Annotated in this window: 12 protein-coding genes and 1 tRNA gene; 5 read left to right on the forward strand and 8 right to left on the reverse strand. The window is 66.3% G+C overall.

Going from position 1 to position 13,250, the window contains the following annotated elements; genetic code table 11:
- Positions 1 to 77 precede the first annotated feature (77 nt).
- Both EDF74_RS12100 and EDF74_RS12105 read left to right on the forward strand, forming a co-directional pair.
- The gene (locus EDF74_RS12100) at positions 78 to 1,595 is read left to right on the forward strand and encodes an alanine/glycine:cation symporter family protein (protein WP_123730342.1); all 1,518 of its coding nucleotides are present in this window, start codon (positions 78 to 80) and stop codon (positions 1,593 to 1,595) included.
- Complete coding sequence (locus EDF74_RS12105; protein ID WP_123730343.1) at positions 1,588 to 2,427, forward strand: TrmH family RNA methyltransferase; 840 nt, start codon at positions 1,588 to 1,590, stop codon at positions 2,425 to 2,427. Before EDF74_RS12100 ends, EDF74_RS12105 begins: the two co-directional genes overlap by 8 nt.
- 308 nt (positions 2,428 to 2,735) lie before the next feature.
- Here EDF74_RS12105 and EDF74_RS12110 read toward each other — a convergent pair whose 3' ends face one another.
- The 4 genes from EDF74_RS12110 to EDF74_RS12125 form a co-directional block, all read right to left on the reverse strand.
- Positions 2,736 to 4,157, reverse strand: a complete 1,422-nt coding sequence (locus EDF74_RS12110; RefSeq protein ID WP_123730344.1) for a M28 family peptidase — start codon at positions 4,155 to 4,157, stop codon at positions 2,736 to 2,738.
- 250 nt (positions 4,158 to 4,407) lie between these two features.
- Positions 4,408 to 4,821: a large-conductance mechanosensitive channel protein MscL gene (mscL, locus tag EDF74_RS12115; protein ID WP_123730345.1), complete on the reverse strand. Its 414-nt coding sequence runs from the start codon at positions 4,819 to 4,821 to the stop codon at positions 4,408 to 4,410.
- Positions 4,822 to 4,875: 54 nt separating this feature from the next.
- Entirely contained in the window at positions 4,876 to 5,583 is a 708-nt protein-coding gene (locus tag EDF74_RS12120; RefSeq protein ID WP_123730346.1) for a fumarylacetoacetate hydrolase family protein, read from the reverse strand.
- A gap of 108 nt (positions 5,584 to 5,691) precedes the next feature.
- Complete coding sequence (locus EDF74_RS12125; protein ID WP_121039319.1) at positions 5,692 to 5,967, reverse strand: hypothetical protein; 276 nt, start codon at positions 5,965 to 5,967, stop codon at positions 5,692 to 5,694.
- A 177-nt stretch (positions 5,968 to 6,144) separates the two neighbouring features.
- Here EDF74_RS12125 and EDF74_RS12130 point away from each other — a divergent pair, with 177 nt between their 5' ends.
- Positions 6,145 to 6,492: a Rieske (2Fe-2S) protein gene (locus EDF74_RS12130; RefSeq protein WP_123730347.1), complete on the forward strand. Its 348-nt coding sequence runs from the start codon at positions 6,145 to 6,147 to the stop codon at positions 6,490 to 6,492.
- A gap of 185 nt (positions 6,493 to 6,677) precedes the next feature.
- Here EDF74_RS12130 and EDF74_RS12135 read toward each other — a convergent pair whose 3' ends face one another.
- The 4 genes from EDF74_RS12135 to thiS are packed head-to-tail and all read right to left on the reverse strand — an operon-like array spanning position 6,678 to position 10,316.
- Positions 6,678 to 8,525 (reverse strand): SLC13 family permease, encoded by a 1,848-nt coding sequence (locus tag EDF74_RS12135; protein ID WP_121039313.1) that lies wholly within the window; start codon positions 8,523 to 8,525, stop codon positions 6,678 to 6,680.
- Between the two features lie 24 nt (positions 8,526 to 8,549).
- Positions 8,550 to 9,284, reverse strand: coding sequence for a tRNA (guanosine(46)-N7)-methyltransferase TrmB (gene trmB / locus EDF74_RS12140; RefSeq protein WP_123730348.1), 735 nt, complete (start codon positions 9,282 to 9,284; stop codon positions 8,550 to 8,552).
- Positions 9,284 to 10,078, reverse strand: a complete 795-nt coding sequence (locus EDF74_RS12145) for a thiazole synthase (protein WP_121039307.1) — start codon at positions 10,076 to 10,078, stop codon at positions 9,284 to 9,286. The genes trmB and EDF74_RS12145 overlap by 1 nt, the downstream gene beginning before the upstream one ends.
- A 37-nt stretch (positions 10,079 to 10,115) precedes the next feature.
- Positions 10,116 to 10,316: a sulfur carrier protein ThiS gene (gene thiS, locus EDF74_RS12150; protein WP_123730349.1), complete on the reverse strand. Its 201-nt coding sequence runs from the start codon at positions 10,314 to 10,316 to the stop codon at positions 10,116 to 10,118.
- Between the two features lie 205 nt (positions 10,317 to 10,521).
- On the opposite strand from thiS, the gene EDF74_RS12155 reads away from it, so the two are divergent.
- Complete coding sequence (locus EDF74_RS12155; RefSeq protein ID WP_123730350.1) at positions 10,522 to 12,351, forward strand: autotransporter outer membrane beta-barrel domain-containing protein; 1,830 nt, start codon at positions 10,522 to 10,524, stop codon at positions 12,349 to 12,351.
- Positions 12,352 to 12,475: 124 nt separating this feature from the next.
- Positions 12,476 to 12,549, forward strand: a tRNA-Gly gene (locus EDF74_RS12160).
- Positions 12,550 to 13,250 lie beyond the last annotated feature (701 nt).

Raw genomic sequence — 13,250 nt, forward strand, 5'->3', positions numbered from 1 at the left:
GGCCCGGATCGTGGAGAATCGACCGGGTCCCAGCCGACGGGGACGTTCCTTTTGTTTCCGCCGACTGGAGAGAGCGCGTGGAAGAAGTAGTCCATTTCATCACTGGGATCATCTGGAGCAAGGCTCTGATTTTCCTGTGTCTTGCCGCGGGCCTGTATTTTAGCGCCCGCACCCGTTTCATGCAGATCCGCGGGTTCGTGGAGATGTGCCGCCTGACCGTGCAGGGTGAAAAATCCGATGCCGGTGTGTCCTCGTTCCAGGCCCTGGCCATGTCCATGGCCGGGCGAATGGGCATCGGCAACATCGCCGGTGTCGCCACCGCGATCGCCTTTGGCGGCCCCGGTGCGATCTTCTGGATGTGGGTGATGGGCTTCCTCGGTGCGTCCACGTCGTACGTGGAGTGCACCCTGGCGCAGATCTACAAGACCAAGGATGCCGAAGGCCGCTACCGCGGTGGCCCGGCGTACTACATCGAAAAAGCGATGGGCCTGAAGTGGTACGCGCTGGCGTTCGCCATGGCGACCATCGTCGCGGCCGGCTTCCTGATGCCCGGCGTGCAGGCCAATGCCATCGCCGACAGCATCATCAACGCCTGCCGTGGCGGTGCCCTGTGCGGGCCGCTGGACGGCCAGGTCATGGGCATGGAATCGGTGCAGGCGCTCAAGCTGGGCATCGGCGTCGTGGTCGCGTTGCTGCTGGGCGTGGTGATCTTCGGCGGCGTCAAGCGCATCGCCAGTTTTGCCGAGGTGGTGGTGCCGTTCATGGCCGCAGGCTTCATCCTGATGGCCATCGTCATCATGATCCTCAACTATGAGCGCGTGCCGGAGATGTTCAACATCATCTTCAGCAGTGCGTTCGGTGCCCACGCAGCATTCGGCGCGATGATGGGCCTGGCGGTGGAGTGGGGCGTCAAGCGCGGCATCTACGCCAACGAGGCCGGCCAGGGTACCGGCCCGCACGCGGCGGCCGCCTCGGAGGTCTCGCACCCGGCCAAGCAGGGGTACGTGCAGGCCTTCGCGATCTACTTCGACACCATGATGGTGTGCACCGCCACCGCCTTCCTGATCCTGGCCGCGGGCACCTACAACGTGTACTCGCCGGTGCCCGGTGCCGCGCCCGTGTTCGCCGGCCTGGCCGGTATTGCGGAAGGCGCGGGCTACGCCCAGGCGGCGGTGGAAACCGTCATCCCGGGCTTCGGTGCCGCGTTCGTGGCGATCGCGATCTTCTTCTTCGCCTTCACCACGATCATGGCCTATTACTACATGGCCGAAACCAACCTCACCTACATCAACAACAACGCCAAGCGCCCGCTGACCGTCCTGCTGCTGCGCTTGGGCATCATCGGCATGGTGATCTTCGGTGCATTCCACAACGCCGGGCTGGCGTGGGCGCTGGGCGACATCGGCGTGGGCCTGATGGCGTGGTTGAACATCATCGCGATCCTGATCGTGCAGAAGCCGGCGATGCTGGCGCTGCGCGACTATGAGCGTCAAAAGAAGCTCGGCCTGGATCCGACCTTCGACCCCGATGCCCTGGGCATCAAGAACGCCGATTTCTGGCGTCAACGCAAGCTGGAGCTGTCCCGTAGTGAATGATCCCTGGAAGAATGCGCGCCGTCCGTCCGCACGGCCGCCGCGCGCCACGCCGCTGCCCCCCCGCGAAGCTGGCACCCCGCCGCCGCCCGGCCGTGGCAACGACGAGCTGCGCCTGTACGGCTGGAATGCCGTGCAGGCGCTGTTCGAGCATCGCCCGCAGGCGCTGCGCAAGCTGTACCTGACCGAGTCGCTGATCCCGCGCATGCAGCCGGTGTTGAAGTGGTGCGTGGCCAACCGCGTCGGTTACCGCGTGGTGGAAGAGGGGGATCTGAACAAGCTCGCCGCAACCACGCATCACGAAGGCCTGGTGGCCGATGTGCTGCGGGCACCGATGCTGGAGCTGGAGGAGTGGCTCGCTACGCTGCCGGCCGACAAACCGGTGCTGGCGCTGTGGCTGGATGGTGTGGGCAACCCGCACAACTTCGGCGCGATCCTGCGCTCGGCGGCACATTTCGGCGTGGCCGGGCTGCTGCTGCCGCCGGGGTCGACGCTGGCGTTGTCCGGCGCGGCCGCGCGCGTGGCCGAGGGTGGCGCTGAATCGGTGCCGCTGGTGCGCCTGCCGGAACTGCCCGAGGCCATGGCCCAGCTGCGTGCAGCCGGGCTGAGCCTGGCCGCAACGCTGGTGGACGGTGGCGAAGATCTGTTCGCCAGCGCGCTGCCGTCGCGCCTGGTCTATGTGATGGGCGCCGAAGGCGAAGGCATGGATCGCGAATTGGCGCAGGACTGCGATCACCAGGTATCGATTCCCGGTACCGGTGCGGTGGAAAGCCTCAACGTTGCTTCGGCAACGGCGGTACTGTTGGCGCAGTGGTTTGGACGCAGTCGCGTTTGACCATTGGCCGCATGTTTCGGGGACGCGCGTCATCATTCGCGCTGCCCACGGTGTGATCGGTTTCACCGAACTCGTCGTGACTACATCGCTTTCGGATTAATCGCATAGTGCATGCAGTGAAAACTGCGCACAGTGCCGGGCGGACGCGGTGCTGCGTGGGTGAGGAGAGACACCCCCGCAGCGCGGCGCCCCGCTTGTCCGGACCGCGAGGGTCTAGCGGCGCTCACCGCGTGGGGTGTGATGTATCCCGGTAGCCCGGTCGCTGTGCGACCGGGCTTTTTTTTGTACCCATCACTTGCGTGTCGGGATCATTCGCTCGGTGGTGTGGTCGGCTTGGCTTCGCTGCCGAAGCTGCCCTCGGCTTCGGCCGCCAGATAGGCGAACACGGTGTAGGCCGCTACGTTCTGCGCCAGTGCGGCCGGGTCGATCTTGTCGAGCGTGTCGTCGGCGGTGTGGTGCAGGTGGAAGTAGTCGCTGCCATCCTGCGCCAGCCACGCCCATGCACCGCCCTTGGCCGCCAGCGGACCCACGTCCGGCCCTGGGCCGCCCTTGTCGGCGGCGTACTCGATGCCGAGCGGCTTGAGCACCTCGGCGATCTGGCGGGTGGCCTCGCGCGAGTTGGCCGGGTTCGGCGAGCCGGTGTTGAAGGCGTAGATGCGGCCCGCACCGAAATCGCTCTCGGCCGCCAGCTGGTGCAGTACCACATCCTTGGCGTGCGCTTCGGCATACGCCTTGCCGCCGTACAGGCCCTGCTCCTCGTTGGCGAAGGCGATCACGCGGATGGTGCGCTTGGGCGCCTGCTTGAGCTGGCCGATCAGATGGCCGGCCGCCATGGTGATGCCCACGCCGGCGCCGTCATCCACCGCGCCGGTGCCCAGGTCCCAGGAATCGAGGTGACCGCCGATCACCACCACTTCCTTGGGCAGGCTGCGCCCGGTGATCTCGCCGATCACGTTGTACGAGGTCGCCTTGCCGTCCCAGCCGCAATCCAGGCTGAGTTTGAGCGTGGTGCTGCCGAGCGCGACCAGGCGCGCCAGCTGGTTGGCATCGGGCACCGACAGTGCCGCGGCCGGGACTGGAGTCAGGCCGTCATCGAAGCGGGTGATGCCCGTATGCGGCACGCGGTGCGAATCGGTGCCGGCCGAGCGCATCACGAAGCCGATCGCACCCTTGCGGATCGCCTCGGACGGGCCCTTGCTGCGCACCGCGCCACCGTTGCCGTAGTCGCGGCCATCGCGGTAGGCGGTCATCTGGTAATCGACGAAGGCGATCTTGCCTTTCAGCGAGCCTTCCGGCGCGGCCTGCAGCGCGGCCAGGTCGGCGAAGCGCACGACTTCAGCCTCCACCGTGCCGCCCGGGCTGCCGCCAAGGGCGGTGATCGTCAGCGGCTGGGCATGCTTGCCGATCACTTCAGCGTGCTCACTGCGGCGCTCCCACTTGGGGAAGGTGACCGGCTCGGTCCAGACCTTGTCAAAGCCCAGCGACTTGAACTTGGCCACCGCCCAGGCCACGGCGCGTGCGTCGGCTTCACTGCCGGCGATGCGCGGGCCGATCTCGGTGGTGAGCGACTCGACCACCTTCCAGCCGGTGTCGTCCTTGAGCGCCTGCTCGCGCAGCTCGGCAGCGGTGGCCAGCGACTTGGGCGGCAGCGTGGTGATGCCGGTCGCCGCGAATGCGGGCGCGGTCAGCAGGGCGAGGGAAGATGCGATGGCAAGGACGCGGCGACGCATGGACGAACTCCGGGAAACGGGGCGGAAGCGTCCGAGCTTACCAGCCTCTCCCGGACGCACATGGGCGGTAGGTCATGCTCCGGCGAATGCTGTTTTCCAAAAGCGAAAGCCCCGCCAAAGCGGGGTTCTCAAGGTAGTGCCGGCCGCTGGCCGGCTCCGCGCGATGCAGGTTATACGGTGAGCCGGCCAGCGGCCGGCACTACCGTTTCCGTGCTGCCGGCCGGCGGCCGGCACTACCCGTATAGCCGCCTCAGTGCTTGAGGTTGTCGCGGATCTCGCGCAGCAGCAGCACTTCTTCGCTCGGCGCCGCCGGGGCGGCCGGCTCGGCCTGCTTCTTGCGGGCCAGGCGGTTGATGAACTTCACGACCATGAAGATCGCAAAGGCCACGATCACGAACTGCACCACGGTGTTGAGGAAGTCGCCGTAGCCGATCACCACCGCCGGAATCTCTTTGCCATCGGCCGCAACCCGGGCCGGGGCCAGGGTCCAGGCCAGCTCGGAGAAGTCCACGCGGCCGATCATCCAGCCCAGCGGCGGCATGATGATCTTGTCCACCAGTGCGGTGACGATCTTGCCGAACGCTGCACCGATGACCACACCGACGGCCAGATCGATGACGTTGCCGCGCATGGCGAATTCTTTGAACTCAGTCAGTACACCCATCGGGCTCTCCTGTCGCAGTGGGGAAAAAGACACCGCAGCGTAACGCAGCGGATGTCATCCAGCGATGATGCCGTGGCGCTCGGCCACGTTCTCCAGGCGCGCGCTGAAACGGTCGCCCGGCTTCAAGGCGGCGACGCCGGACGGCGTGCCCATGAACACCAGATCGCCTGCGCGCAGCGCCCACAGCTTGGACAGCTCATGCAGGATCTCCGGCACGTTCCAGATCATCTGGTCCAGCAGCGACTGCTGGCGCACTTCGCCGTTGATCTCCAGCGACAGATTGAGAGCGGCCAGATCGCCGACTTCACCGGCCGGGACCAGCTCGCTCACGGGGGCGGACTGATCGAAACCCTTGGCCGGATCCCACGGGTGGCCCTTGGCCTTGGCCTGCGCCTGCAGGTCGCGCCGGGTCAGGTCCAGGCCGACGCCGTACCCGAACACCAGCGACTCGGCCTGGTCGACCGGCAGCTCCCCAGCAGGCGCGTCCTTGCCGATCGCCACCACCAGCTCCACCTCGTGGTGCAGGTCCTGGGTGGCGAGCGGGTAGGGGATTACATCGTCATGGCCGACCACGATCGCATCGGCCGGCTTGCTGAAGAACATCGGGCGGCCGCGATCGTCGGCGGACGGCACGGCCGCGCCCATCTCGCGCGCGTGATCGGCGAAATTGCGACCGACACAGTAGATACGACGCACCGGGAAGGTACCGCCGCCGGCGACCGGAATACGGGGTTGCTCGGGCGTGGGAATTACATCGGTCATGCGCGCGTCCTGTGGAGAGGTTTCGCCGCAGTCTAGAGCGTTTTCCCGCTGCCAGAAACAGAAACGGCCGCGCAGGGCGCGGCCGTCATCAGGAGGAATGCGCGTTGATCAACGCGACATCGGCAAGGCCTGCTTGCGGACCACCCGGTACTCGCCGTCCACGACCTGCGACGGAACGGTGCGCGCACTCTTGCGCTGGGCGAGCAGCTTCCATGCCAGACCGGCGATGATCATCGCCGCGCCCACGAACACACCGACGAACACCAGCGCGGCCAGGATCGCCAGGCCCAACAGACCGACCGCGACGCGCACCAACGGGTGGCGCGGCTTGCGCGGCGCGAACAGGGCACGGAACTGGTTGAACTGGAAGATGCGGCTGTACATGGCACTCTTTTTGGCTGAGGTCAGCAGTGGACGAGTATCCGTGCTGGCCTTTGTGACTGAGTGAAAAAAGCGTTAAACGTATCCCGCACGCATTGCAAATCAATGACTTGTATTCATCCGGCAGCCAGTGACATGAGCGCGTGAGACACTGTGCCACCCCTGCCTGTTGTAGATGCCATGTCCGTTCCAGAGACCACCGCCGCCGCCCTCATCGCCCTGGACGCCATGGCCGACGGGGGTTTCGCCGAAACCGATGCCCGCATTGAGGGGGACAGCGAATCGGTGGTGTTGTACCGCGACGGCGACCAGGTGCGCGCCTGGCTGAACATCTGCCCCCATGCCGGCCGCCGGTTGGATTGGGCCCCGGGGCAGTTCCTGAAAAGCAAGGAAGGGCACCTGGTCTGCGCAGCGCACGGCGCTTCATTCTCGCTGGACACCGGTGACTGTGTCGCAGGGCCATGCCGTGGTGATCGCCTGCGCGCGGTGCCCGTGCAGGTGCGCGACGGGCAGGTCTGGTTGGCGTGACAACGACCGTTGGCGCCGGGCTTATCAGTAGATAGCGACCGTTGGTCGCCACGCCTCGGATGTCGCCCACCGACCGGTAGTGCCGGCCGCTGGCCGGCTGCTCTTGACGGCCAACCGTACGTGGAGCCGGCCAGCGGCCGGCACTACCTGGGGCATCGGGCGAGCCGGCCAGCGGCCGGCACTCCCTAGAACATCAGGTTGATCATCAGCACCACCACCGCCGTATAGATCAACGACAGCGGGGCGCCGACGCGCCACAGCTCACGCGGGGTGTAATTGGCCGGGCCGGTGATCATCGAAATCACCGGGTTGGAGGCGGTCATCAGATTGTTCGAGGCCGACAACGCCACGATCAGTGCGAACGCGGTCGGGCTGCCCCCGGCAGCCAGCGCCAGGTTCACCGCGATGGGCACCATCACGATGGTCGCGCCCACGTGGCTGATCACCAGCGAGAACATCGTGGTCAACAACGCCAGCGCGATTTCCAGCACCCACACCGGAATGCCGGTCGGCAGCCGGTCGATGGTGTGCCCGGCGATCCACGCCGCCGCGCCACTGCTGTCCATCGCCCAGCCGAGCGGAATCAGCCCGGCCATCATGAACACGGTTTTCCAGTTGATCGAGGCGTAGGCCTCGTCCATGCGCAGCACGCCGGTCAGCAGCATGCCGGCCACGCCGGTCATCAGGGTCAGCGCCACGGGCAGCTTGGAAGTCAGCGCGATCAGGATGGTAATGGCGAAGATGCTCATCGCGATCTTGAACTTGTGCGGCCGCTGCTCGCCCTTGGGGTAATCGGTCACCACCACGAAGTCGCGGCTCTTGGCGGCCTGGGCCAGATCGGTCCAGATGCTGTGGAAGACCAGCATGTCGCCCGCGCGCAGGGCCACATTGCGCACGTCTTCGCGGATCACCTGCTTGTCGCGGTTGATCGCCAGCAGGCTGATGCCGCGCTGCTTGCGCAGGCGCAGGTCCGAAGCGCTCTTGCCGATCACGTCGGACGTGGGCGGCACCACCGCTTCGGAAATGCCGGCGCGGCTCGGGTTGAACAGGTCGCCCAGGTGCTTCAGCCGCGAGGACATCCGCAGGAACTGGTTCTGTGCGAAATCGCTGACCTGCTGGCGCGCGCCCATCACACCCAGCACGCTGCCCACCCAGATGCGCATCTCCGCCGGCGGTGCCAGACGGGTGTCATTGCCGGTCTTGAGCGCCAGCAGCAGCGGTGCATCGTGCACGTTCTCGGCCTCGCCCAGGGTCATGCCGACCAGCGGGCTCTCGGCGGTGACCACCAGCTCGAACACATCGCCTTCGATGCCGTAGGTCTTGGCGAAGTAGCTTTCGGTGCGCGACGGGGTGACGCCATCGTTGGCCAGCGTCTCTTCCTCCACCAGCTTGCGATCACCGAAGTAGCGGAAATACAGCAGCGAGGCGATCAGCAGCGCCACACCGATCGGCAGCGGCGCGAACATGCGCAGCGGTTCGATGGTGGCCAGGCCCGAGGGCAGGTTGTTGTTGGCCGAGGCCAGCAGATCGTTGAGCAGGATCAGTGGCGAGTTGCCGACCATGGTCAGCGCACCGCCCATCACGATGGCCGCTGCGATCGGCAGCAGCAGGCGCTGCAGGGTCAGCCCGGTGCGCGCGGCCAGCCGCGAGGCGACCGGCAGGTACAGCGCCATCACCGAAGGGTTCTGCATGAACGAGGAGTTCAAGCCGGCGATCGCGGTGGTCATCATCAACAGGCGCGTTTCCACGCCATGCCCGCGCCGCAGCAGCCAGGCCGCCAACCGGTTCAGCGCCCCGGTGCGGTCCAGGCCCGCGCCGAGGATGGTGGTGGCGATGATGCTCATCACCGCGTTACCGGAGAAGCCCCCGAAGATTTCTTCCGGGGCGATCAGGCCGGTGACGCCGAGCACCACCAGCACCACCAGCGCCACCACGTCGGCGCGGATGCGCTCGAACAGGAACATCGCCATCGTGAAGCCGACCAGCCCCAGGACGAGCTTCATGTCGGTAGTCAGCGTCAGCGCGGTATCCATGGGGTGGCGCGGTTCCTTGTGGGATCAGGTGCGGTCGTACAACAGGTCCCACACGCCATGGCCGAGCTTCTGGCCACGGGTTTCGAAGTGGGTCTGCGGGCGCCATTGCGGACGTTCGACCTGCCCACGCGGACCGGCGCGGTTGGTCAGCCCAGCGGTGGCATCGAGCACGTCCCACATCTGCTCGGCATAGTCTTCCCAGTCCGTGGCGCAGTGCAGGCGCCCACCGACGCGCAGCTTGCGCACCAGCAGCTCGGCAAAGCCGGGCTGGATCAGGCGACGCTTGTTGTGGCGCTTCTTGTGCCACGGGTCCGGGAAGTAGATGCGCACTTCATCCAGCGCGCCATCGGCGATTTCCTTTTCCAGCACCTCCACGGCATCGTGGTGGTACAGGCGCACGTGGTCGGCATTGTCGTCGGCCAGGGCGTTGAGCAGGCGGCCCACGCCGGGAGCGTGCACTTCCAGGCCGATGTAATCGCGACTCGGGTCCTGCTGCGCGGCGAAGCGCAGCGCGGCTCCGTTGCCGAAGCCGATTTCCAGCACCTTGTGTGCATCGCGCCCGAAGGTAGCATCCAGATCGCGTGGCTCACCGGTGAAGTCCAGCCCGAAGCGCGGCCAGCGGTCGTCGAATGCACGCTGCTGGGCGGGGGTGAAGCGGCCCTGGCGCAGCACGAAACTGCGGACCTCGCGGCGGCCTTCGGTAATGGTGAAGGGCTTGGGCGGTGCCTTGGCACCGGCGCTGTCGAAAGGATTAGTCATCAGCCGATCAACCCGTCGATCGGCGAGGACGCACTGGCGTAGCGCTTGCGCGGAATGCGCCCGGCCAGGAAGGCCTCGCGCCCGGCTTCCACGGCCTTGCGCATTGCGCTGGCCATCAGGATCGGGTTGCGCGCGCCGGCGATGGCGGTGTTCATCAGCACGCCGTCGCAGCCCAGTTCCATCGCGATGGCTGCATCGGAGGCCGTGCCCACGCCGGCATCGACGATGATCGGCACCTTGGCGTCTTCGATGATCTGCAGCAGGTTGTACTTGTTCTGGATGCCCAGGCCCGAGCCGATCGGCGCGGCCAGCGGCATCACCGCCGCGCAGCCGATCTCTTCCAGGCGCTTGGCCAGGATCGGGTCATCGGAGGTATAGACCATCACCTCGAAACCATCCTTGACCAGCTGCTCGGCCGCCTTGAGGGTCTGCACCACATCCGGGTACAGGCTCTTCTGGTCGCCCAGCACTTCCAGCTTGGTCAGGTTGTGGCCGTCGAGCAGCTCGCGGGCCAGCCGGCAGGTGCGCACGGCATCTTCGGCGGTGTAGCAGCCGGCAGTGTTGGGCAGGATGGTGTAACGGTCCGGCGGCAGCACGTCGAGCAGGTTCGGCTCGCCCGGGTTCTGCCCGATGTTGGTGCGGCGGATCGCCACGGTGACGATCCGGGCGCCAGCGGCCTCGGTGGCCAGGCGGGTTTCTTCCAGATCCTTGAACTTGCCGGTGCCGGTGAGCAGGCGGGAAGCATAGGTCTTGCCGGCGATCACCAGCGAATCAGTGGGGGCAGGTGCATTCATGGCCGAATTATCGCCTATCGCGCGTCACGATGCTGCCTCAGCCACCGCCCAGCGCATGCACGATCTCGACCACGTCGCCCTCGCGCAGGCCATGGCTGGCGTGCTGGCTGCGGGTCACGATCTCGCCGTTGACCTCGACCGCGACGCGGCGCTCGAGCAGGTCTTCGCTGCGCAGCAGATCGTGGACGGTGGCGGTGTGCGGAAGCTGGCGGTTCTCGCCGTTGAGCTGGATGTTCATGACGGTATTGTCCCGCAATCACCCTGCAGTGCGTACCCTGTGCGCCCCGCGGCAGTGGTGCCGCGAGCGTCAGGCCAACGATGGCCGGGCGGCGGGCTGTGGCAGTTCATGCCGCAACGCAGCGTGATGCCGGCGGGGTGCAGTGGAAACATGGCACCGTGCGCCGGCGTACGTCCGCCGTTTTCCCCACCTTAAAGGAATTTTCATGTTGCTCAGCAAACGCCCGATCCGCTCCCTCATGGCCGTGGCCATCGCCCTGGCTGCGGTGCCGGCCATGGCGCAGTCGCCGTACACCAAGACCGTCTTCATCGGCGACAGCCTCACCGATGCCGGCTATTTCCGTCCGCTGCTGCCCGCCTCGGTGCAGCCGGTGACCGGCCAGTTCACCACCAACCCGGGCTGGACCTGGGCCCAGCATGTGGCCAATTATTACGGCACCAACGGTGCGGCCCACGGCAACGGCCAGAACGGTGACAACTACGCCATCGGCGGCGCCCGCGTCGGCGTGGACACCACCCAGGTGCTGGCTGCCGGTACCCCGGCCATTCCGGTGTACTCGCTCAAGACCCAGACCGCGCAGTACCTGGCGGCCAACGGCGGCAAGGCCGACCCGAACGCGCTGTACACCGTGTGGGGCGGTGCCAATGATCTGTTCGCCATCCAGGCCGGCGCGCCGCTGGTCTCGACCCTGACCAACGCCGTGCGCGACCAGGTCGGCATCGTCGGCACCCTGAAGGGCGCTGGCGCCGAATACATCGTGGTGCCCACCATTCCGGACGTCGGCCTGACCCCGGGCGCCCGTGCCGGTGGCCCGGCCGGCATGGCTGCCGGCACCGCGCTGGCCAAGGCGTACAACGACGCCCTGTTCGGTGGCCTGAAAGCCGCCGGCCTGCAGGTGATCCCGGTCGACACCTTCCACATCCTGCAGGAAATCGTCGCCAACCCGGGCCAGTACGGCTTCGTCAACGTGACCAGCCCGGCCTGCACGACGGCGTCGTCGCTGACCTGCAACCCGACCAGCTACGCCACCCCGAATGCTGCCAACAGCTACGTGTTCGCCGATGGCGTGCACCCGACCACGGCCACGCACGAGATGCTGGGCCAGTACACGCTGTCGATCCTGGAAGCCCCGCGCAACCAGCAGATCCTGACCCACTCGGCACAGACCATCGGCCGTTCGCGCGCTGACCAGGTCAGCTGGCACGTCGACGGCCGTCCGGCCGACGGCCTGAGCTGGTGGGGCAACCTGCGCGGCGACATGCAGCGCTACGCCCACGCCGATCTGTACGACGGCATGGCGCCGGCCGGCCTGTTCGGTGTGGATTGGGCACGCGACGGCATGGTGGTTGGCGGCTTCGCCGGCTACGGCCGCATGGACGCCGATTTCGGCAACAACAAGGGTGACTTCACCCAGTCCGACACCACGCTGGGCCTGTTCGCCGGCTGGTATGGCGAGCGCGCCTGGGTCAATGGCCAGGTCAGCTACAGCTGGCTCGACTACGACGTGACCCGCAAGCTGCAGCTCGGCCCGGCAACGCGCATCCACAAGGGCTCGCCGGAAGGCAGCAACCTGACCGCGGCCTTGAATGCCGGTTACGAGTTCGGCACCGAGGGCGGCTTCCGCCACGGTCCGGTTGCCGCCGTGATCTGGCAGAAGGTGAAGCTGGATGGCTATGCCGAGTCCAACCCGAGCGCCTCGGCGCTGGGCTATGCCGACCAGGACGTGGATTCGACCGTCGGCCGCGTCGGCTGGCAGGCCCGCTTCGATGGCGGCAACGTCAAGCCGTACGTGCAGGTCACCTACGACCACGAGTTCGAGGACAGCAAGCAGGCAAGCGCCTGGCTGCAGAGCATGCCGGACGTGGGCATGTACAAGGTGCCGGGCCTGGAGTTCGATCGGGACTACGCCACCGCCGTACTGGGTGCGCGCCTGAACCTGTGGGGCCTCAGCAGCAACATCGGCATGAGCACCACCACGATGCAGAAGCGTGCACGTGACGTGTCGCTGTTCGCCAGCTTCGGCGCCAGCTTCTGATCCAGCGTGCGCAGTGCCCGTTCGCGGGCACCGCGCACGGCAGCGGAAAGCGAGAAACAACGGGCGGCCCAGTGCCGCCCGTTGCCTTTCATGCCCCCGCCCGAATAGACTTACGCCGCGCCTTGCGGGTGTAGCTCAATGGTAGAGCTGTAGCTTCCCAAGCTACTGACGAGGGTTCGATTCCCTTCACCCGCTCCATGCTTCCCAGAGCTTTAATGGATTTTGGCCGCTCCGCAAAAAGCCCTGCCCGCTCCGCAATGTGTACGTTCAGCGTAAGGCAGAGTGTTGTGGTATCTGCTGTGCGTCGTCCGTGCTGAATGCGATGAGGAGCCATGTAGCTGGTTTGTCAAAGTGAAGCTCGCCTTCCATCTAGCTTTCGCTCGTTGATCTCGGTCGTGGTGACCGATAAATGCCCCAGCTGGGCCTGCCCTTCGCGAATGTCATTAGCCGAATCAGCCTTCTCCGTTCCTGCCTTCGCGCGCAGGTCCCGGGATGCGATAGCGGCGTCGTCACTCGCCTTGTCAAGCCGGTAGCGCAGCGCCGCAGCCGAGTTCCAGTCCGCTGTTGTCCATGATCAAGCGAGTGCTGTAGGGCTTGGATCTGCCCTCGGGTAGCTTCTCGCTCTTCCGCTTGGCGATCCGCTCCAGCAATGTCGCGAGCTCACCTGTGATCTCCATGATCAACTTGTTAGTGGACTTCGCCTGCGTAATGGCCAAGCCACGTGGGGTGAGCTGGCGAAGGTCAATGGACTAGACGTCGCCGACGCGCCGGCCGGTGAGGTAGGTGAGGTACATGGCGTCCCGCGGTAAGGCGTCGGCGTGGTGGTAGAGCGCCTGGAACAACTTGTCCTCCACGTACACGCCGCTGCCACACTCCTTATTTTTTCGGATGCTCTTGCA

It is taken from the genome of Stenotrophomonas rhizophila (genome assembly GCF_003751305.1).
Classification (GTDB): domain Bacteria; phylum Pseudomonadota; class Gammaproteobacteria; order Xanthomonadales; family Xanthomonadaceae; genus Stenotrophomonas; species Stenotrophomonas rhizophila_B.